At 71.7% G+C, this 17,960-nt stretch carries 16 protein-coding genes; 7 read left to right on the top strand and 9 right to left on the bottom strand.

All coding sequences use genetic code 11. From position 1 onward, the window contains the following. Nucleotides 1-128: 128 nt before the first annotated feature. From AB0L00_RS03615 to mtnA, 7 genes are all read right to left on the bottom strand, one after another. Nucleotides 129-830, bottom strand: coding sequence for a response regulator transcription factor (locus AB0L00_RS03615; RefSeq protein WP_345353440.1), 702 nt, complete (start codon nucleotides 828-830; stop codon nucleotides 129-131). A 147-nt stretch (nucleotides 831-977) separates the two neighbouring features. Beyond that, nucleotides 978-1,637: a ribosome-associated translation inhibitor RaiA gene (gene raiA, locus AB0L00_RS03610; RefSeq protein WP_345353438.1), complete on the bottom strand. Its 660-nt coding sequence runs from the start codon at nucleotides 1,635-1,637 to the stop codon at nucleotides 978-980. 620 nt (nucleotides 1,638-2,257) lie between these two features. Then, nucleotides 2,258-2,977, bottom strand: a complete 720-nt coding sequence (locus AB0L00_RS03605; RefSeq protein WP_364427771.1) for a phosphoribosyltransferase family protein — start codon at nucleotides 2,975-2,977, stop codon at nucleotides 2,258-2,260. A 119-nt stretch (nucleotides 2,978-3,096) separates the two neighbouring features. Next, entirely contained in the window at nucleotides 3,097-4,851 is a 1,755-nt protein-coding gene (locus AB0L00_RS03600; RefSeq protein WP_364427768.1) for an LpqB family beta-propeller domain-containing protein, read from the bottom strand. Then, a complete protein-coding gene (gene mtrB / locus AB0L00_RS03595; RefSeq protein WP_364427766.1) occupies nucleotides 4,848-6,497 on the bottom strand; it encodes an MtrAB system histidine kinase MtrB in 1,650 nt (549 codons plus the stop codon). The genes AB0L00_RS03600 and mtrB overlap by 4 nt, the downstream gene beginning before the upstream one ends. 28 nt (nucleotides 6,498-6,525) lie before the next feature. Further along, the gene (gene mtrA, locus AB0L00_RS03590; protein ID WP_252785371.1) at nucleotides 6,526-7,203 is read right to left on the bottom strand and encodes an MtrAB system response regulator MtrA; all 678 of its coding nucleotides are present in this window, start codon (nucleotides 7,201-7,203) and stop codon (nucleotides 6,526-6,528) included. 17 nt (nucleotides 7,204-7,220) lie between these two features. Beyond that, complete coding sequence (gene mtnA / locus AB0L00_RS03585) at nucleotides 7,221-8,219, bottom strand: S-methyl-5-thioribose-1-phosphate isomerase (protein WP_364427764.1); 999 nt, start codon at nucleotides 8,217-8,219, stop codon at nucleotides 7,221-7,223. 122 nt (nucleotides 8,220-8,341) lie between these two features. Here mtnA and AB0L00_RS03580 point away from each other — a divergent pair, with 122 nt between their 5' ends. The 6 genes from AB0L00_RS03580 to AB0L00_RS03555 all read left to right on the top strand — a co-directional run bounded on the left by AB0L00_RS03580 (nucleotide 8,342) and on the right by AB0L00_RS03555 (nucleotide 14,344). Further along, nucleotides 8,342-9,496, top strand: a complete 1,155-nt coding sequence (locus AB0L00_RS03580; protein ID WP_364427762.1) for a hypothetical protein — start codon at nucleotides 8,342-8,344, stop codon at nucleotides 9,494-9,496. Beyond that, nucleotides 9,493-10,149 carry a DUF4129 domain-containing protein gene (locus tag AB0L00_RS03575; protein WP_364427759.1) on the top strand — a complete coding sequence of 219 codons (657 nt, stop codon included), beginning with the start codon at nucleotides 9,493-9,495 and terminating at the stop codon, nucleotides 10,147-10,149. Before AB0L00_RS03580 ends, AB0L00_RS03575 begins: the two co-directional genes overlap by 4 nt. Nucleotides 10,150-10,213: 64 nt before the next feature. Further along, complete coding sequence (locus tag AB0L00_RS03570) at nucleotides 10,214-11,401, top strand: DUF4350 domain-containing protein (RefSeq protein WP_364427757.1); 1,188 nt, start codon at nucleotides 10,214-10,216, stop codon at nucleotides 11,399-11,401. Continuing rightward, nucleotides 11,398-12,375 carry a MoxR family ATPase gene (locus AB0L00_RS03565; protein ID WP_364427754.1) on the top strand — a complete coding sequence of 326 codons (978 nt, stop codon included), beginning with the start codon at nucleotides 11,398-11,400 and terminating at the stop codon, nucleotides 12,373-12,375. Before AB0L00_RS03570 ends, AB0L00_RS03565 begins: the two co-directional genes overlap by 4 nt. Nucleotides 12,376-12,388: 13 nt before the next feature. Continuing rightward, the gene (locus AB0L00_RS03560; protein ID WP_364427751.1) at nucleotides 12,389-13,681 is read left to right on the top strand and encodes a DUF58 domain-containing protein; all 1,293 of its coding nucleotides are present in this window, start codon (nucleotides 12,389-12,391) and stop codon (nucleotides 13,679-13,681) included. Nucleotides 13,682-13,777: 96 nt separating this feature from the next. After that, nucleotides 13,778-14,344, top strand: coding sequence for a Uma2 family endonuclease (locus AB0L00_RS03555; protein ID WP_364427748.1), 567 nt, complete (start codon nucleotides 13,778-13,780; stop codon nucleotides 14,342-14,344). Between the two features lie 82 nt (nucleotides 14,345-14,426). On the opposite strand, the gene AB0L00_RS03550 is transcribed toward AB0L00_RS03555, so the two are convergent. Continuing rightward, nucleotides 14,427-15,425 (bottom strand): stage II sporulation protein M, encoded by a 999-nt coding sequence (locus AB0L00_RS03550; RefSeq protein WP_364427746.1) that lies wholly within the window; start codon nucleotides 15,423-15,425, stop codon nucleotides 14,427-14,429. Between the two features lie 66 nt (nucleotides 15,426-15,491). Here AB0L00_RS03550 and AB0L00_RS03545 point away from each other — a divergent pair, with 66 nt between their 5' ends. Beyond that, nucleotides 15,492-16,460 carry an RDD family protein gene (locus AB0L00_RS03545; protein ID WP_364427743.1) on the top strand — a complete coding sequence of 323 codons (969 nt, stop codon included), beginning with the start codon at nucleotides 15,492-15,494 and terminating at the stop codon, nucleotides 16,458-16,460. Here the strand turns inward: AB0L00_RS03545 and AB0L00_RS03540 are convergent, their stop codons facing one another. Then, nucleotides 16,461-17,696: an FxsB family cyclophane-forming radical SAM/SPASM peptide maturase gene (locus AB0L00_RS03540; RefSeq protein ID WP_364427741.1), complete on the bottom strand. Its 1,236-nt coding sequence runs from the start codon at nucleotides 17,694-17,696 to the stop codon at nucleotides 16,461-16,463. Nucleotides 17,697-17,960: the final 264 nt, after the last annotated feature.

The raw sequence follows: 17,960 nt of genomic DNA, 5'->3' as shown, positions 1-17,960 counted from the left end.
CGGCCCGCCCCGAGCACTGCCGCAGCTCTCGGTCAGCCGGTCGCGAACCTGGCGCGGCTGAATGTCAGCCGGTCACGAACCCAGCGCGGCTCGAGATCGGCTGATCTCGGGTCGCGCTGGGTTCGCGGTCAGCTGATCTCCAGCAGCTTCTCGCGCACCGCGTAGACCACCGCCTCCATCCGCGAGTGCAGTTGGAGCTTCTCGAGGATGTTGCGGATGTGGTTCTTCACGGTGTTCTCGGAGATGAACAGCTCCTTGGCGATCTCCCGGTTGCCCAGGCCCCGAGCGACGAGACGAAGCACTTCCATCTCCCGATCGGTGAGCTTGGGCGCCGGGACCTGCTGCTGCCGCTCCTCGCCGCGCTTGGCCAGCGCGGCGAACTCGGTGATCAGCTTGGACGCCATCGACGGGCTGATGAAGGACTGGCCGTCGTGGACCGCGCGGACCACGTCGGCGACCTCGTCGATCGAGACGTCCTTCAGCAGGTAACCGGTGGCGCCGGCCTTGATCGCCTCGAAGAGGTCCTCCTCCTCGTCGCTGATCGTCAGCATGACGATCTTGGCGCTCGGCACCTGGTCCTTGATGGCGGTGCACGCCTCGATGCCACCGCGGCGCGGCATCCGGATGTCCATGAGGACGACGTCCGGCAGCAGGTCGCCCACCTGCTCGACCGCCTCCTGGCCGTCGCCGCACTGTCCGACGACCTCGACGCCGTCCTCATCCTCGAGCACCATCTCCAGACCGCGGCGGAACAGCGCGTGGTCGTCGACGATCAGGACGCGGATGGGATCACCGGCGACCGCGCCGCGAGTCTCGGGGGTCTCGCTCAACTTTCCCTCCAAACGGTGCGCCTGCCCATGATCAACATCTTGGGCGTGTCGCGGGGCTGAGAGCAAGCTCGGGGAGTCATGGGCGTCCCACCGCGGAACGCTACGAGTCCAGAGTGGTCGAGCCGGTGGCGCGGCGCAAGCGGGAGGTCACTCTTCGACGAGACGGATGACCCCGTAGTCCCATCCGCGCCGCCGATAGACCACGCTGGCGTCCCCGGAGTCCTTGTCCCGGAAGAGGAAGAAGTCGTGGCCGACCAGCTCCATCTCGAAGAGGGCCTGGTCGATCGTCATGGGCTGGGCCTTGTGCGACTTCTCGCGCACCACGAGCGGCCCCTCCCCCTCCATCGGGATGGGAACGATGCCCTTCTCGGCCTCCGCCCGGGCCTCGTCGCGCCAGGTGTCCCGGGTCTCCTCCGTGGGCTCCGCGAGGGGAACGGCGGTGCCGGTCGTCTCCACGGGCTCCGGGGCGAGGGCCATCGCGAGGCGCTCACGTCCGTGGCCGCCGTGCGGCTTGCGCCGGTCGGACGAGCGGCGGAGCCGGGCCTCGAGCTTGCCGATGGCCATGTCGAGCGCCGCGATCCGATCGTCCGCGGCGGCCTCGGCCCGGATCACCGGCCCGCGCGAGTGGATGGTGAGCTCGACGCGCTCTCGGCGGGACGACTGGCGGGGATTGCGTTCTTGGGAGACTTCGACGTCGATCCGCATGACCTTCGGGTCCAGCTTCTCGACTTTCGCGATCTTGCTGTCCACGTGACGGCGGAAGCGGTCGCTCACATCCGTGTGGCGACCTTTGACGATGATTTCCACGGGGGACCCCCCTCCTCCCCGGTCGCTGACCTGTCAGCGACGGGAACGCCGGGCTCGGTAGGTTGTTCGGATCCGGTCGTGGGTCGCCGGATCCCTAGGGGACAACACCCGCCCGGCCGACCTGGTCTTCGTCCCCACATCCGCCTGCTGAGGGTCTCGCGGCGCTCTCGCCACTACTCCCCTTCTCCCGGTCCGGAGGACATCTGATCCTCCGGCGAGGCAGGACTTACCTCTAAGCCGCACCGTGATCGGTCGACGAAAAGTCGCCTTACGTGGGCCGTTTCGCCTGCGGCTGGCATCGGCTTGCCGGGCCGGTAGAGGCTCGGCGCAACCACGGACCCGGGCGGGTGTCATGTGAGGAACGCTAACCCCTCTCCGGGCGAATGTCAGGGGGGTGTGACGGAGAAAACCACGGATAGTCATGAACGGACGCCGTTTCGGCCCTCCCGTTCGGCGGTCGGAACGATGCGGCCATCCGCCGCCGACGGGGCGAAACGCGCGCCCGCATGGGCCTCGCGGACCGCCGCAACGCCCGGGACATCGCGTTTCGGGCCGAACGGGACGCCGACGGTGATCTCCTGCGGATCCCTGCCGCGCGAAGAGGGCCGGCCGGTAATCGGCTACATATAGTGACCGATCTCACCCCGTCCCGCGTCGTCGCCGTACCGGCGTGTCGCGGCCACGACCGCGGCCGCCCGGACCCGCGCGCCGCCCGACCGCAGGGCGCGGGCGGCCTCGGCGAGCGTCGCCCCGGTGGTGATCACGTCGTCGACCACGATCACGAGCGTGCCCCGTACGTCGCGCCGCACCGTGAGCGCGCCCGCGAGGTTGGCGGCCCGATCCGCCGCCGTGAGCCCGGACTGGTCCGCGACCCGCCGCCGGTGCACGAGCACCCGCGCGACCGACACCGCCGCGCCCTGCCGGGTGGCCTCGCGGGCGGCGGCCAGCGCGATGCGGAGCGTCGGATCGTGCCCCCGGCGGCGTACCGACGCCCGCGAGGAGGGCACCGGGACGAGCAGGACAGGGCCCATGGCGTCCGCTGCGTCCGCGGCGTCCTCTACGGCCGCCAGGACGGCCGTGGCGAGGCAGGAGCCGAGGGGCCGGGCCAGGCCGGTACGCCCGCGCTCCTTGTGCGCCACGATCAGCTGCCGGACCGCGCCGGTGTAGGCGGCGACGGACCAGGGCCGCGGCAGGCCGGGCGGTGTGGGCCGGGGCGGGCGGACCTCCGCCGGACCCCGCAGCAGGGCGGCGCAGGCGGAGCACAGGAGACCGTCGGCCCGGCCGCAGCCGGCGCACCGCTGGGGCAGCACGAGGTCGAGGGCGGCGCCGAGGAGTCCCACGGCCGTAGCCTGCCGGTGCGCGACCCCGGCCCGCCAGCCCCGCCCGCGCCCTGTGGACGACGCCCGCGCCCTGTGGACGACGCCCGCGCCCGCCTGCGGCCGGTGGGCGCGCTACGGCGCTAGCCGGGGTAGGCGGGGTCGGACGTGCCGTTGACGCACTTCCAGTCGTCGTACCGGTCGCTGAGCCGGCAGACGTTCAGGGTCTTGTCGCCCGGGGAGACGCGCTGGGTGACCAGCAGCGGCGAGCCGGGCGAGGCCGTGACCGTGGTCATCTCCCCGCCGGGGCCGATCATGGGCTGGATCGGGGCGCCGCTCACCGGGACGTCGAACAGCGACGGCGACGGGTTCCCGTTCGTCATGCCGATGACGGCGAGATGGTCGGTGGTGCTCCACGCCAGGTCGATGGCGCTCTGCAGCTCCGAGCTGATCGAGATGAACCCCTCCGCCTGCAGTCCGCCGGACGGAGCACGGTCGATCCGGCCGAGCTGGACCTGCCAGCGGTTGTCCGCCTTGACGATGACCGCGGCGCGGGTGCCGTCCCGGGAGACGCGCAGCGCCTTGGCGGGGTACTGGACGAGCGCCCAGCCGTCCACCGCGACGGGCCGGGTGCCGCCCTCGATGATCCAGAGGCGGGAGCCGTTCGCGGTCGACTCGACCACCCAGACGTTCCCGCGCGCGTCCCAGGACGGCGGGGTGAATCTGCCGCCCTTCGAGGTGGCCCGCATCGTCGCGCGGACGGAACCGCCGATCAGGTCCGTGACGGTGACCGTGTTCGCCGCCGCGTTCAGGGAGGCGACCTGCCGGTGGTCGTAGGAGATCGCGGGATGGCCGACCTGGAGCTTGAGCGGCATGGACTGCGCCCGGTCGCCGTCCAGGCGGCCCAGGCGTCCGTCGACGAGCCGGACGTAGGCCTGCTGTGGTTCACCGCTGCCGTTGGGGTTGTAGGCGTCCCAGTCGTGGATCGACTGCAGCCTTCCACTGATGCCGGGCACTTGGACCGGCTTGCCGTCGATCTTCAGCTGCATCCGCTGGACCTCGCGGAGTTGCCGGAGCGTCCAGATCAGCTGGATCGACATGCCGCGCAGGTCGCCGGCGCGGGCCTGGCGGGTCAGGTCGACCGTGGCCACGCCCCCGCTGATCTGCAGCCGGCGCAGGCCGGTGCCGGCCGGGAACGTCGAGCGTACGAGGGCGCTCTTGAGCCAGGTCGTGGGCCCGCTGATCAGCTGCTTCACCAGCTGTGTGGGGAGCCAGGACCGGCTCACGAGCGGGATGAACACCGGGTTCGGCACGAGCGTCTGGGAGTCGGGCGCGAAGAAGTACAGGTCCAGGGTCCGGAAGGCGCGAGTGACGTCGTCCCGGCTGAGCAGGAGCCCTTCGGGCGGGAGGGGTTCGGTGATGCGCCACTGCCGCTGGGCGTCCCGGCGCAGGTGGAACACCTCTTTGAAATCGACGGCGTCCGCGATGTACTGCCCGTCGGCGCCGATCCGGCCGAGCTGGCTGCCCTGCAGGGTGACCGTCGCCTGGGTGGGGCCGTTCGGCTCGTACGTCGGAGGGTCGAGCTTGTCGTAGACGATCGCCGCGACGCCCGGCCGCCAGCAGGACGGGCAGGCGAGGTAGGACCGGGCGACCTGGTGATCGCCGTTCGGCCCGTCGAAGCTGGAGGAGGCGGTGCGGAAGCCTTCGACGATCGAGATGGGGGGCCAGTCGCGTTCCGGCCCGACCGGGATGATGCGGACGTACGGGTCGTCGACCGGCTGCTCGGTGCCTCCGGCGTTCCCGCGGAGCACCCGGCCGCCCTGCGGGACGCCGACACAGCCGGTCGCCAGGAGCGCCAGCAGGGCCATGAGGGCGGCCGTCACGAGCCGGGGCCTCATGCGTCCGCCTCCAGTTCCAGTTCGGCGTACGGCGCCCGCTGCAGTTCGATCTCGGGCGGCACCAGCGGCAGCGGCGACCCGCGCAGCTCCGTCCCCGCCACCCGGGGCAGCGACAGCCGGAACTGCGACCCCTGGCCCGGCTCGCCCCACGCCTGCAGCCAGCCGCCGTGCAACTGGGCGTCCTCCATCGAGATCGACAGCCCCAGGCCGGTGCCGCCCGTCGTACGGGCGCGCGCCGGGTCGGCGCGCCAGAACCGGTCGAAGACCATGTTCGACTCACCGGGCCGCAGGCCGCAGCCGTGGTCGCGGACGGCGATCGCGACGGCGTCCCGGTCGGCGGCGACGCTGATGACGATGTCCTTGCCCTCGCCGTGCTCGACCGCGTTGACCAGCAGGTTGCGCAGGATGCGCTCGACGCGGCGGCGGTCGACCTCGGCCATGGTCGCCTCGCCCGGGAGCTGCTGGATGATCTTGCTGCCCTTGCGCTCGGCCAGGTCCTCGGCGTAGCCGACCGACCGCAGCACCAGCTCGCGGACGTCCATCGGCTCGATGTCGAGGGTCGCGGCGCCGGCGTCGTACCGGCTGATCTCCAGCAGGTCGGCCAGCAGCCCGTCGAAGCGTTCGAGCTGGCTCTGCAGCAGTTCGGCGGAGCGGGCGGCCATCGGGTCGAAGTCCTCCCGCGACTCGTACAGCACCTCGGCCGCCATCCGGACCGTGGTCAGCGGGGTGCGCAGCTCATGAGAGACGTCGGAGACGAACTGGCGCTGCACCTGCGACAGCTCCTGCAGCTGGACGATCTTCTCCTGCAGGTTCGCGGCCATGTCGTTGAAGGAGGTCGCGAGCCGGGCCAGGTCGTCTTCGCCGCGCGCCTTCATCCGCTCCTCGAGGCGCCCGGCCGCCAGCCGCTCGGCCGCCTGGGCCGCCATCCGCACCGGAATGACCACCTGGCGCGTGACGATCGAGGCGATCGCGGCGAGGAGCAGGACGAGCGCCGCGCCGACGCCGAGGATGGTCTGCTGAACGACCTCCAGGCTCTGCCGCTCCTGCGTCAGCGGGAACAGGTAGTACAGCTGGTACCGGCTGACCTTCTTGCCGACGATCAGGCCCGGCTTGGACGAGCCGTCGTCGTACGTCAGCGTGCCGTAGGTGCGGTACGGAGCGCTCCCGTCGGAGGACTCGACCTGCTGCATCAGCACCGTCGGGACGCTCTTCAGCCGGATCCAGTTGGAGCTGAACCCGACGCTGCCGGGGTCGTCCCGGTCGAGGATGATCACCTCGTACAGGCCGGCCGGCCCGCTCCGGTGGGCGAGCGTGGTGACGATCCCGTTGAGCGTGCTCTTCGTGTCGTCGGAGTCGTCCGTGCCGGCGCTGGCCAGCCTGCCCTGGGCCACGCCCACGCCCTCGTCCAGCTGGAGCAGCGCCGCCCGCTCCTTGGCCTCCAGCAGCGCGCTGGTGATCTGCTGCATCAGGAAGACGCCGAGCACCGCGACGACGAGACCGGACACGAGGAGGGTGGTCGTCACGACGCGGGCCTGCAGCGACCGCCGCCAGCCGACGTACGCCCGGCGCACCACCGCGCGGGCGTAACGGCGGATCGGGCGCAGGCCACGGCGGGCCGCCGACGGCAGCGTCGGCCATCTGTTCATGGACTGATCGGGGGGAGTCGGGAGGCCGCTATGCCGGCCCCGCCTTGTAACCGACGCCGCGCACGGTCACGACGATCTCCGGATGCTCGGGATCCTTCTCGATCTTGGCGCGCAGCCGCTGCACGTGGACGTTCACCAACCGGGTGTCGGCGGCGTGGCGGTAGCCCCACACCTGCTCGAGCAGCACCTCGCGGGTGAAGACCTGGCGCGGCTTGCGGGCCAGCGCGACCAGCAGGTCGAACTCCAGCGGCGTCAGCGGAATGTGCCGGTCCGCCCGCTTCACCGAGTGGCCCGCCACGTCGATCGAGATGTCGCCGATCTGCAGCAGCTCCGGCGTCGGGTCGTCGGTCCGGCGGAGCCGGGCACGGACCCGCGCCACCAGCTCCTTCGGCTTGAACGGCTTGACGATGTAGTCGTCGGCGCCGGATTCGAGGCCGAGAACGACGTCGACCGTGTCGCTCTTGGCGGTCAGCATCACGATCGGCACGCCGGACTCGGCGCGGATCTGACGGCAGACGTCGATCCCGTCGATGCCGGGGAGCATCAGGTCAAGCAGCACGAGGTCGGGCCGGGTCTCCCGGAAGGCCTCGAGCGCCTTGTCACCGTCGTGCACGAACGACGGCTCGAAGCCTTCGCCGCGGAGCACGATGCCGAGCATCTCGGCCAGAGCCAGGTCGTCATCGACGACCAGCACGCGTCCCTTCATGAGCCCTCATCGTCGCGTTATCGGAGGCGGTCGCCCAGAGCAGCCAGCGTACCTTCGTTCACCGGCGAGATGACCCCACGCTCGGTGACGATGGCGGTCACCAGGTCGCCCGGAGTCACATCAAAGGCCGGATTGTAGACAGGACTCCCGAACGGCGCCGTAGGTTGTCCGGCAATCGTGGTGACTTCTCCCGGATCACGTAGTTCGATCGGGATATCGGCGCCCGTTCGCGCGGTCAGGTCGACGGTACTCGTCGGCGCGACCACCACGAACGGCACGCCGTGGTGGCGGGCCAGCACCGCGAGGGAGTACGTCCCGACCTTGTTGGCCACACTGCCGTCCCGGGCGATGCGGTCGGCGCCCAGCACGACCAGGTCGACCTCCCCGGCGGCGAACAGGGAGGCGGCCGCGCCGTCCGGCAGCAAGGTGTGCGGCATCCCGTGCCGCGCCGCCTCGTACGCCGTCAGCCGGGCGCCCTGCAGGAGGGGGCGGGTCTCGTCGACCCACAGCATCTTGAGCCGCCCGGCGCGGTGCGCGGCGAGCACGACGCCCAGCGCGGTGCCGTCACCGCCCGCCGCGAGGGCCCCGGTGTTGCAGTGCGTGAGGACCCGGCCGCCGTCCGGGACCAGCTCCAGGCCGTGCGTGGCCATCCGCGCCGAGGCCTCCGCCTCCTCGGCCGCGATCGCGTGCGCCTCGGACAGTGCCGAACGCCCCTCCTCGTGGGCCCGTAGGACCCGCTCGGCGCCCCTGGCGAGGTTGACCGCGGTGGGCCGGGCGCCGGCGAGGGCACGCGCCGCAGCCGCGACGTCCTCGCCGAGCGCGGCGGCCAGCGCGACGCCGTACCCGGCGGCGATCCCGAGCAGCGGGGCCCCGCGGACGGCGAGGTCCTTGATCGCCGCGACGATCGCGGGGACGTCCCGGCAGACCAGGACGGTCTCCTCCCCCGGCAGCCGGGTCTGGTCCAGCAGCAGCAGCGCGGGCCCATCGGGCGGGTCGATCCACCGCAACACGTCCATGTCCCTCAGTCTGCCTCACCACGGGCGGACGGTCACCGGATCGAGCGGACGGCGGCGGTCGATCACCCGTACTCTCGCCGCATGGCAGGATTGGCCGGGTAACGGCGGGCGGGGAGCAGGCGATGACCGACGCAGGAGCTTGGGCGTCTCCGGGCTCCGCCATGCCCGAAACCGACACCGCCGACTCGGTGGCGCCGCCGCCGGCTCCCCCCGCCGCCGCGGACGACGTCCTCGAGACGGAGATCCCGCTGCGGCCGCTCGGCGTCTCCGAGCTCCTCGACGGGGCGATCACCTACGTCCGCCGCAGCCCGCGCGCCGCGCTCGGCCTGTCGGCGATCCTCACCGGGATCGTCCAGGTGGTCGTCACGGTCCTGCAGTTCATCGCGCTCGGCGGCAGGCTCCACACCAACGTCGACAGCCCCGCGGACCTCGTCCGCACCCTCGGGCCGGCGTCCATGACGTCCGTCGTCGGGCTGTTCCTCACCGCGTACGTCGTGCTGCTGCTCAGCGGGCTCCTCGCCCCGGTCATGGGGCGCACGCTGCTGGGCCGTGCCACCTCGTTCGGGCAGGCCTGCCGTGACGCGCGCGCCGTCAAGGGCCGCCTCATCGGCACCGCGACGGCCGTCCTCGCGATCGTGCTCCTCGCCATCGCGCTCCCCCTCACCCCGCTCGTCGTGTCGCTCCTCGCCCACGCCCCCACGGGCCTGCAGGCGCTCACGGCCGTCCTCGGCGTACCGCTGGCGCTGGCGCTGATGGTCGTCGGCTACGTCTGGTTCGCCCTCGCCACCCCCATCGCCGTCCTCGAGCGCCGGGGCGTCCGTGCCGCCCTCCGCCGCTCGGCGGAGATCGTGCGCGGCCGCTGGTGGCGGATGATGGGCGTGCTCACCCTGGCGCTGGTCATCACGTTCTTCGTCGAGTTCCTGGTGCTGCCCGTGCCGTTCGCTGTCGCGCAGCAGATCATCCTCGTCTTCGACAAGGATCCGCACGGCTGGCTGCTCGTGGCCGCCATCGCGGTCGGCGGGGTGGGCCGCGTCATCGCCGGTACTCTCGTCAATCCGTTCAACGCCGGAGTGATCACGCTGATCTACGCCGACCGGCGCATGCGGCGCGAGGCGTTCGATCTGGAGTCGCAGCTCGAGCCGTCGGACGACCCGCTCGCCGCCTGGCTGCCCGGCCCGCTCACGGCCGCCGGGTCGGGTCCCCAGCCGAAGACGCCGCGCCCGTCCTTCGTGGCGCCTCCGCCCCCGCCTCCGCCGCCTCCGGGGTGGCAGCGATGACGCCGGTGATCCGCTACGGAGGCGGTCCGCCGATCGCCCGCGATCCCGCGCGTGAGCTGGCCCGCCGCGAGCTCGAGAAGCGGATGTACCACCAGGACGATCCCTCGTTCTTCGAGCGCATCCTGAACAAGATCGGTGACTGGCTCAACGCCCTGTACCACCGCGTGAACGACATCGGAGGCGGCGGAACCGGCGGCGGCTGGCTCGGCTACCTCGTCCTGGTGCTCATCTTCGCGCTGGTGGTCGCCGCCGTCTGGTGGCGGATCGGCAGCGTGCGCCGCAACGCCGCCGGGCCCCGGTCCCTGCTCGGCGAGTCGGTCGCCACGGCCGAGGACCACCGGGCCACGGCCGAACGCCACGCCGCCGCCGGCGAGTGGCCCGAGGCCATCCGCGAACGCCTCCGCGCCATCGCCCGCGACCTCGAGGAGCGGACGATCGTCCCGCCCCGGCCCGGCCGGACCGCCGACGAACTGGCCGCCGAGGCGGGGACGGCGCTGCCCGACCACGCCGACGCCCTCGCCTCCGGCGTACGGCTGTTCGACGACGTCTGGTACGGCGGCCGGGACGGCGACGCGGACGGCTACCGGGCGCTCGTCGACCTCGACGACCGGCTCCGCGGCGCCCGCCCCGTCCCGCTCGGAGCGTCCTCATGACCGAGCGCGGCGAGGGAATCGACAAGCACAGCGACCTGGTCGCACCTCCGACGAAGGAGGGCCCATGACGACTCTGCAGGCTCCGCCGGTCGGTGAGCCGGCCACCGCCGGGCAGGTCGCGCGGCGTCGCTGGCAGCGGTCCCGCGGCATCCTCGTCGCGGTGCTCGCCCTGCTGGTCCTCGGTGTGCTGCTCGCCCTGATGCGCCCGCGCACCGGCTCGGAGACCCTCGACCCGGACTCGCCCGGACAGCAGGGCGCCCGCGCCCTCGCGGAGATCACCCGGCAGCACGGCACGCCCGTGACCGTCGTGCACACGGCCGCCGACGCCGCCGAGCGCCTGCGCGCCCAGCCCGACGCCGTCCTCGTCGTCGTCCGCTCCGAACGCCTCGTCGCCGCCGATCTGACCGCCCTCCGCGGCGCGCCCGGCGACCGCCTCCTGGTCACTCCGTCCAGCGAGACGCTGAACGCGCTGGCCCCGGGCGTCGAGGCGGGCGGGGCCGCGTGGGGCACCCCCGAGCCCGACTGCACCCTGCCCGCCGCCGCGTACGCCGGGAACGCCGACTTCCTCGGCGCGACCACCTACACGGCGCCCGGCGAGGCCACGAAGTGCTACCTCTCCGGCGACGAGGCGGGGCTGGTGCAGCTGCCGGTGGCCGGCGCGACCGTCACCGTCCTCGGCTCGTCCCGCCTGCTCACGAACGAGCACCTCGCCGAACACGGCAACGCCGCCCTGGCCATGAACCTCATCGGGTCCCGGAGCGGCGCCGTCTGGCTGATGCCGGACCTGCCGGCGCCGGGGAGCGGCGGGCACAAGTCGTTCTTCGAACTCGTCCCGTTCGGCGTCCGGCTCGGCCTGCTGCAGGTCGTGATCGCCGTGGTCCTGGTGGCGCTGTGGCGGTCCCGGCGCCTCGGCCCGGTCGTCGTCGAGCCGCTCCCGGTCGTCGTGCGCTCCGCGGAGACCGTCGAGGGCCGGGCCCGCCTGTACCGCTCCCGCCGGGCCGCCGACCGGGCGGCGGAGGCGCTGCGCGCCGGCGCGCTCGAACGCCTCACCGCGCTGCTCGGCATGCCGCGCAGCGCGGCCTCCGACCCCGCGATGGCCGCCGAGATCGTCGCCGCGGTCGCGGCGCACACCGGCCGGGAACAGGCCATGGTCGGCGCCGCCCTGTACGGTCCTCCCCCAGTGGACGACGCCGGGCTGGTAAGCCTCGCGGGCGTCCTCGACGACCTGGAAAGGCTGGTTCGCAACTCTTGACGGAAACTCCACACGACCTCGCGGGCGAGGACGCCCGTACCGCGCTGACGGCACTGCGCGGAGAGGTCGCCAAGGCGGTCGTCGGCCAGGACTCCGTCGTGACCGGCCTGGTCATCGCCCTGCTGTGCCGGGGCCACGTCCTGCTCGAGGGCGTGCCCGGCGTCGCCAAGACGCTCCTGATCCGCACCCTCGCCCAGGCCCTGAAGCTCGATTTCAAGCGGGTGCAGTTCACCCCCGACCTCATGCCGGGCGACGTCACCGGCTCCCTCATCTATGACAACCGCACGTCGGAGTTCGAGTTCCGGGAGGGGCCGGTCTTCACGAACCTGCTGCTCGCCGACGAGATCAACCGGACGCCGCCGAAGACCCAGGCGTCCCTGCTCGAGTCGATGGAGGAGCGCCAGGTGTCGGTGGAGGGCGAGGCCCGCCCGCTGCCCGACCCGTTCGTCGTCTGCGCCACCCAGAACCCCGTCGAGTACGAGGGGACCTACCCGCTGCCGGAGGCCCAGCTCGACCGGTTCCTGGTGAAGCTGAACGTCCCGGTCCCCTCCCGCGAGGACGAGATCTCGGTCCTGCAGCGCCACGCGTCCGGGTTCGACCCGCGCGACCTCGGCGCGGCCGGCGTCACCCCCGTCGCCGGCCCGGCCGACCTGGCCGCCGGCCGGGAGGCCGTGCGGCGGGTCCACGTCGACCCGAAGGTCAGCGGCTACATCGTCGACCTGTGCCGTGCCACCCGCCAGTCGCCGTCCCTGCAGCTCGGCGTGTCGCCGCGCGGCGCCACGGCGCTGCTGGCGACGGCGCGGGCCTGGGCGTGGCTGTCCGGCCGCGACTACGTACGGCCCGACGACGTGAAGGCGCTCGCCCGGCCCACGCTGCGGCACCGCGTGCAGCTGCGGCCCGAGGCGGAGCTCGAGGGCGCGACCACGGACGGCGTGCTCGAGGGCATCCTCACCACCGTCCCCGCTCCCCGATGAGCGGGAGCCGGGCATGGCGCTGACCGGGCGTACGGGGCTGCTGACCGTCCTCGCGGCGGTCGTCCTCGTGCTCGTACCGAGCTGGTGGACGCTGCTCGCCGTCGACGGCGTGATCGTCGCGCTCGTCGTGGCCGACCTGGTGCTGGCGGGCAACGTCCGCCGGCTGCGCCTGCACCGTTCCGGCGACACCAACGTCCGCCTCGGTGAGGAGGCCACCGTCTCCCTGATCGTGGAGAACCCCGGCCCCCGGCGACTGCGGGCCCGCCTGCGGGACGCCTGGCCGCCCAGTGCGGGCGCCTCGCCCCGTACGGCGACCGTGACGATCCCGTCCGGCGAGCGGCGCCGCGTCGAGACCCGCCTCGTGCCGACCCGCCGGGGCGACCGCGCCGCCGTCGCGGTCACCGTCCGCTCGTACGGCCCGCTGGGGCTGGCGGCCCGCCAGCTGAACCGCGCCGCGCCGTGGACGGTACGGGTCCTGCCGGCCTTCCCGTCCCGGCGTCACCTGCCCGCGAAGCTCGCGCGGCTGCGGGAGCTCACCGGGCAGCACGTCGCGTTGATCCGTGGCCAGGGCACCGAGTTCGACTCGCTGCGGGAGTACGTCGACGGCGACGACGTGCGCTCGATCGACTGGCGGGCGACGGCACGCCGCAGCGACGTCGTCGTCCGCACCTGGCGGCCCGAGCGGGACCGGCGCATCTACCTCGTGCTCGACACCGGCCGTACGGCCGCCGGTCGCGTCGGCGACATCCCGCGCCTGGACTGCTCGATGGACGCCGCGCTGCTGCTCGGAGCGCTGGCCTCCCGCGCGGGCGACCGCGTCGACCTGCTGGCCTACGACCGGAGGGTCCGCGCCCGGGTGGAGGGCGCCGCCCGTACCGAGGTGCTGACCTCGATGGTGCGGGCGATGGCGCCGCTGGAGCCGGAGCTGATCGAGGCGGACGCGGCGGGCATGATCTCGGCGCTGCTGTCCCGGGTCCGGCAGCGGTGCCTGGTGGTGCTGCTGACCGACCTCAACGCGACCGCGATCGAGGAGGGCCTGCTGCCGCTGCTCCCCCAGCTGACGGCCAAGCACCTCGTCCTCATCGCGGCGGTGAGCGACCCGCGGGTGACCGAGATGGTGGCGGCCCGCGGCGACGCGGCGGCCCTCTACGACGCCGCCGCGGCCGAGCGCGCCCGCGCCGAGCGCCGCCGCGTCACCGTCGAACTCCGCAAGTACGGCGTCGAGGTCGTCGACGCGCCCCCGGACGAGATCGCCCCCGCCCTGGCCGACGCCTACCTCTCCCTGAAGGCCGCCGGCCGCCTCTGATCACGCCAGGCGCTCGGCAGAGGATCGCCCCGTCAACGGCGATGCTCCTAAGATGTGAGAAGCGGGGAGAGCGACCCTGTTAACAGGAGGGCCATTATGGCGGCTTTGCCGGAATGGATGTTGAGCCTTCCGGAGGAAGGTGTCACGGCGGAGGAATACGATCGGATGCCCGAAGAGATTTGTCGGCGCATCGAGATCGTTGATGGGAGCATCATCGTGTCGCCCTCCGCGACTCCGCGGCATAACCGCATCGCGCGCCTGTTCGCCAACGCGCTCGAGGCCGCCGCGCCGGCTCCCTGGCAGGTGACCACGGACGTCGACCTACGCCTCGCGGACGTCCCGCTCCATAACCGACGGCCCGATGTGCTGGTGTTCGATGGCGATCCGGACGTGCTCCCGGTCCACCCTCACCAGGTCCTCCTGGTGGTGGAAATCATGAGCAAGGGCAGCGTCAGCGCCGACCGCCTGGACAAACCGGCCGAATATGCCGTAGTCGGCATTCCTCATTATTGGCGCGTTGAGCAACAGAATTCCGGGCTGATCACTTATACTCACATCCTGAATGCGACGACGCGGAGCTACGCCTCTTCTGGTGCCCACACCGGCGTCCTGAAGACCGACCAACCCTTCCCCGTCGCCATCGACCTCGACGCGTTGAGCTGAGCGACGGAGCGGACGCACTTCAATCGCGGCCGAGGATTTCTGTCGCTCACACGACCGAAATCCTCGGCACAGTGGTCTCGGCTCAGGCGGCGACGGGGGCGGAGTCCGGCACCAGTTCCGCGTCGCCGGTCTCGCCCTCCCGGGCGGCGCGGCGGCCGAAGACGATGACGTACGTCAGGAACGCGGCCTCGGCGAGGACGCCGATGGCGATGCGCAGCCAGGTCACCGGCACGTGGCCGGTGATGAACCCCTCGATCGCGCCGGAGACGGCGAGCACGCCGATCAGGCCGAGGGCGATGCTCATCGCCGCCCGGCCCTCCTCGGCGAGCGCCTGCCCCCTCTTGCGCGGACCCGGGTCGATGATCGTCCAGCCGAGCCGCAGGCCCGCGGCCGCCGCGAGGTACACGGCCGTCAGCTCCAGCAGGCCGTGCGGCAGGATCAGGCCGAAGAAGATCGCGCCCTTGCCGTGGGCGAACATCAGGCCGGCGGAGACGCCCAGATTGAGCTGGTTGGCGAACAGGGCGAGGATCGTCGGGATTCCGAGCAGGATGCCGAAGATCAGTGACTCGGCGGACACCCAGACGTTGTTGATCCACACGTGGAACGCGAACGCCCCCGCGGCGTGCTCGGTGTAGTAGTCGGCGAAGTCGTGGTCGACGAGCTGCTTGATCTCCTGCGGGGACAGCAGCGACGTCTGCACCTGCGGGTTCTGCGCGACCCACACCGCCAGCACCACGGAGACGAGGGTCGACAGCACCGCCGACCCCAGCCACCACCAGCGCATCCGGTAGGCCGTCACCGGGAAGGACACGGTGAGGAAGCGCGTGGCGTCCCGCCACATGGGCGCCTGCGCGCCGGTGACCGCCGCCCGGCCCCGCGCGACCAGCCCGGAGAGCCGCCCGACCAGTGCGGGCTCCGGCGAACTGGACCGCACCACCGACAGGTGGGTGGCCGCCCGCTGGTAGAGCTCGACCAGCTCGTCGATCTCCGCGCCGCTCAGCTTGCGGGTGCCGCGGTTGACGAGCTGCTCGAGGCGCCGCCATTCGGCGTTGTGCGCGGCCACGAAGGCGTCGACGTCCACAACCCGGCAGACTACCGTTCACTGGAGATTCCAGGTTTGCACGGATCCGCGATCGGAAGGGGCAGCGTGCCCGTCGAACTCGTCACCGGTGAGGCCGTCGCACTCGACATCCGGGTCGCGCGGCTGGCCAGCCGCGCGCTGGCCCTGTTCATCGACGTGCTGCTGCAGTTCATGGCGCTCTACTTCTGCCTGATCTTCGTCAGCATGTCGGCCCACATATCGGACTCCGCGGTGACGGTCGGCCTGACGCTCATCACGATGGTCGGCGTGCTGGTCGGCTATCCGACGATCACCGAGACGCTGACGCGGGGCCGTACGCTCGGCAAGCTCGCCCTCGGGCTGCGGGTCGTGGCGGACGACGGCGGGCCGGAGCGCTTCCGTCAGGCACTGGTGCGGGCGCTGGCCGGGTTCCTCGAGTTCTGGATGCTGTTCGGCTCGCCGGCGCTGATCTCGTCACTGGTGAGCCGGCGTGGGAAGCGGCTCGGCGACATCTTCGCGGGCACGATCGTCATCCAGGATCGGGTGCCGGTGAACGTCATGTTCGGGCCCGTGGCGATCATGCCGCCGCAGCTCGCGCCGTGGGCGGCGTCCCTGGAGCTGTCCCGGCTGCCGGATACCACCGCCCTCGCGGCACGGCAGTACCTCACGCGCTTCTGGGAGCTCGCGCCCCTCGTCCGGGACGAGATGGGCCGGCGGCTCATGGAGGAGGTCCTGACGTACGTCAGCCCTCCGCCGCCGCAGGGATTCCGGCCGGAGATCTACCTGTCCGCCGTGCTCGCCGAGCGCCGGCACCGCGAGGAACGCCGGCTGGCCGAACGCGCCGCCCGGCGGGCCGCGATCGCCCGGCGCGGGCTGCCGCTCGCCGTGAGCGTTCCGCCCGGCCCGGGGCGGCCCGGCGGCCCGGCCTTCGTCCCGGTGGGCGGGCCGCCTCCCGCGCCCCCGTCCTACGGCGGCGGCCCCATGCCGGTCCCGGAGTGGCTCGGCGGCGCTCCCGGCACCGAGAACCCGCCGCGCTTCCTCCCGCCCACGGACTAGCTAGGCCGTCGCGTCTTTCAACGCCGCGATGTCCGCACTGACCCTGCCGCGCACATGTGACACGAAACGCAGCATGTCCGCGCAGTACACGGTCGGGTTGAGGAACCCGTTACCCGCCCGGTACCTGTGGGTGTAATAGCCACCACCGCAGACGTCTCTCTCAGGACATGAGCGGCAGGCGTCACACAGCCCCTGGATACCCAACTGACGAGCCGCAACCGAAGGGTGACGCAGTGCCGCGTCGAACGGAGCGTCGCGTACGGAGAAGCCGGTGGCCGGGGCGCCGTCGTAGGCCGACTTCAGAGTGTCGACCTGCTCCACGTAGCCGTCCGTATCGACCACGACCACACCGGCGGGCGCGATACCGATCTGCTCGGAAGTGCTGTGGCCGCCGAACAGCAGGTTCAGGGCGTCCTCGAAGAGCCGTACTGATGTCTTCCGCGTCGTCTCGCCGTACCACGTGTCGAAAGCCGCGACCAACCAGTCCCCGTAGGGCGTACGGCTCGGATCGTCGTCGCGCCCCGGGGGCGGGGTCGTCCAGTTGCCATGGGGCAGCAGGAAATCCATCATCGGCGGCTCATGACTCACCAACGAGCGGTAAGTCTCGACCGGGTCGTTGGCGAGGTCGACCGTGCACAGCAGGCCCGAATACAGGCGACGGTAGGAAGGGGCACGGAGTGCGTTGAGACCACGGAGGACGGCTTCATGGCTGCCACGACCATCGGCGTAACGGCGATGGCGGTCATTCGCCTCGGCGTTACCATCGATACTGACACCGACATTGATGTCGTGCGCGGAAAGCACGTCGAGCATTGAATCGTCCAGAAGTATGCCGTTGGTCTGAACTATGAACTGCGGCTGCGTCGACAGAGGAAGCTCACGACGTACTGCTGTAACGACTTGGCCCAGTACGTCGGCGCCGGCGAGCAGAGGCTCACCACCGTGCAGTACCACGTCGATCGTCGTCAGGCCGTGTGTACGGGCGTGCTCGCCGATACGGGCAGCAGTACGATCGATGACGGCGTCGCTCATGACCTTCGAACTGTTCCGCCAGGACTGGTCGGCCATCTCGTAGATATAGCAGTAGTCGCACGACAGATTGCACCTGCTGTGCACCTTGAGCACAAAACTCTGGAACGGCACCGGCCGCCAGCCCGCGGCTTCGAGTTCGTCCACCCGCAGGACCCCGTCGGGCCATTCAAATCGCCGCAGCAGATCCACCGGATCAACCGTCACGTTTCGCTCCAAACAAAAGGCGGCCGAGGATCCGGACGATGGTCCGCCACCGTCCGGATCAATTCATCAGCCCAACATCGTCCCACCGTCTCCTACGGGAGAAGCGGAGCCATGGATATATGAAGGCGTCAGGCCGGGGCCACCGCACTGTTGAAGGCCTGCGCCGGAGCCACCGCACTGTTGAAGGCCTGCGCCGGAGCCACCGCACTGTTGAAGGCCTGCGCCGGAGCCACCGCACTGTTGAAGGCCTGCGCCGGAGCCACC

Origin of the sequence: Actinoallomurus sp. NPDC052308 (genome assembly GCF_040679195.1) — a bacterium.
Classification (GTDB): domain Bacteria; phylum Actinomycetota; class Actinomycetes; order Streptosporangiales; family Streptosporangiaceae; genus Actinoallomurus; species Actinoallomurus liliacearum.
This window is presented reverse-complemented; position numbering and strand designations above follow the sequence as displayed.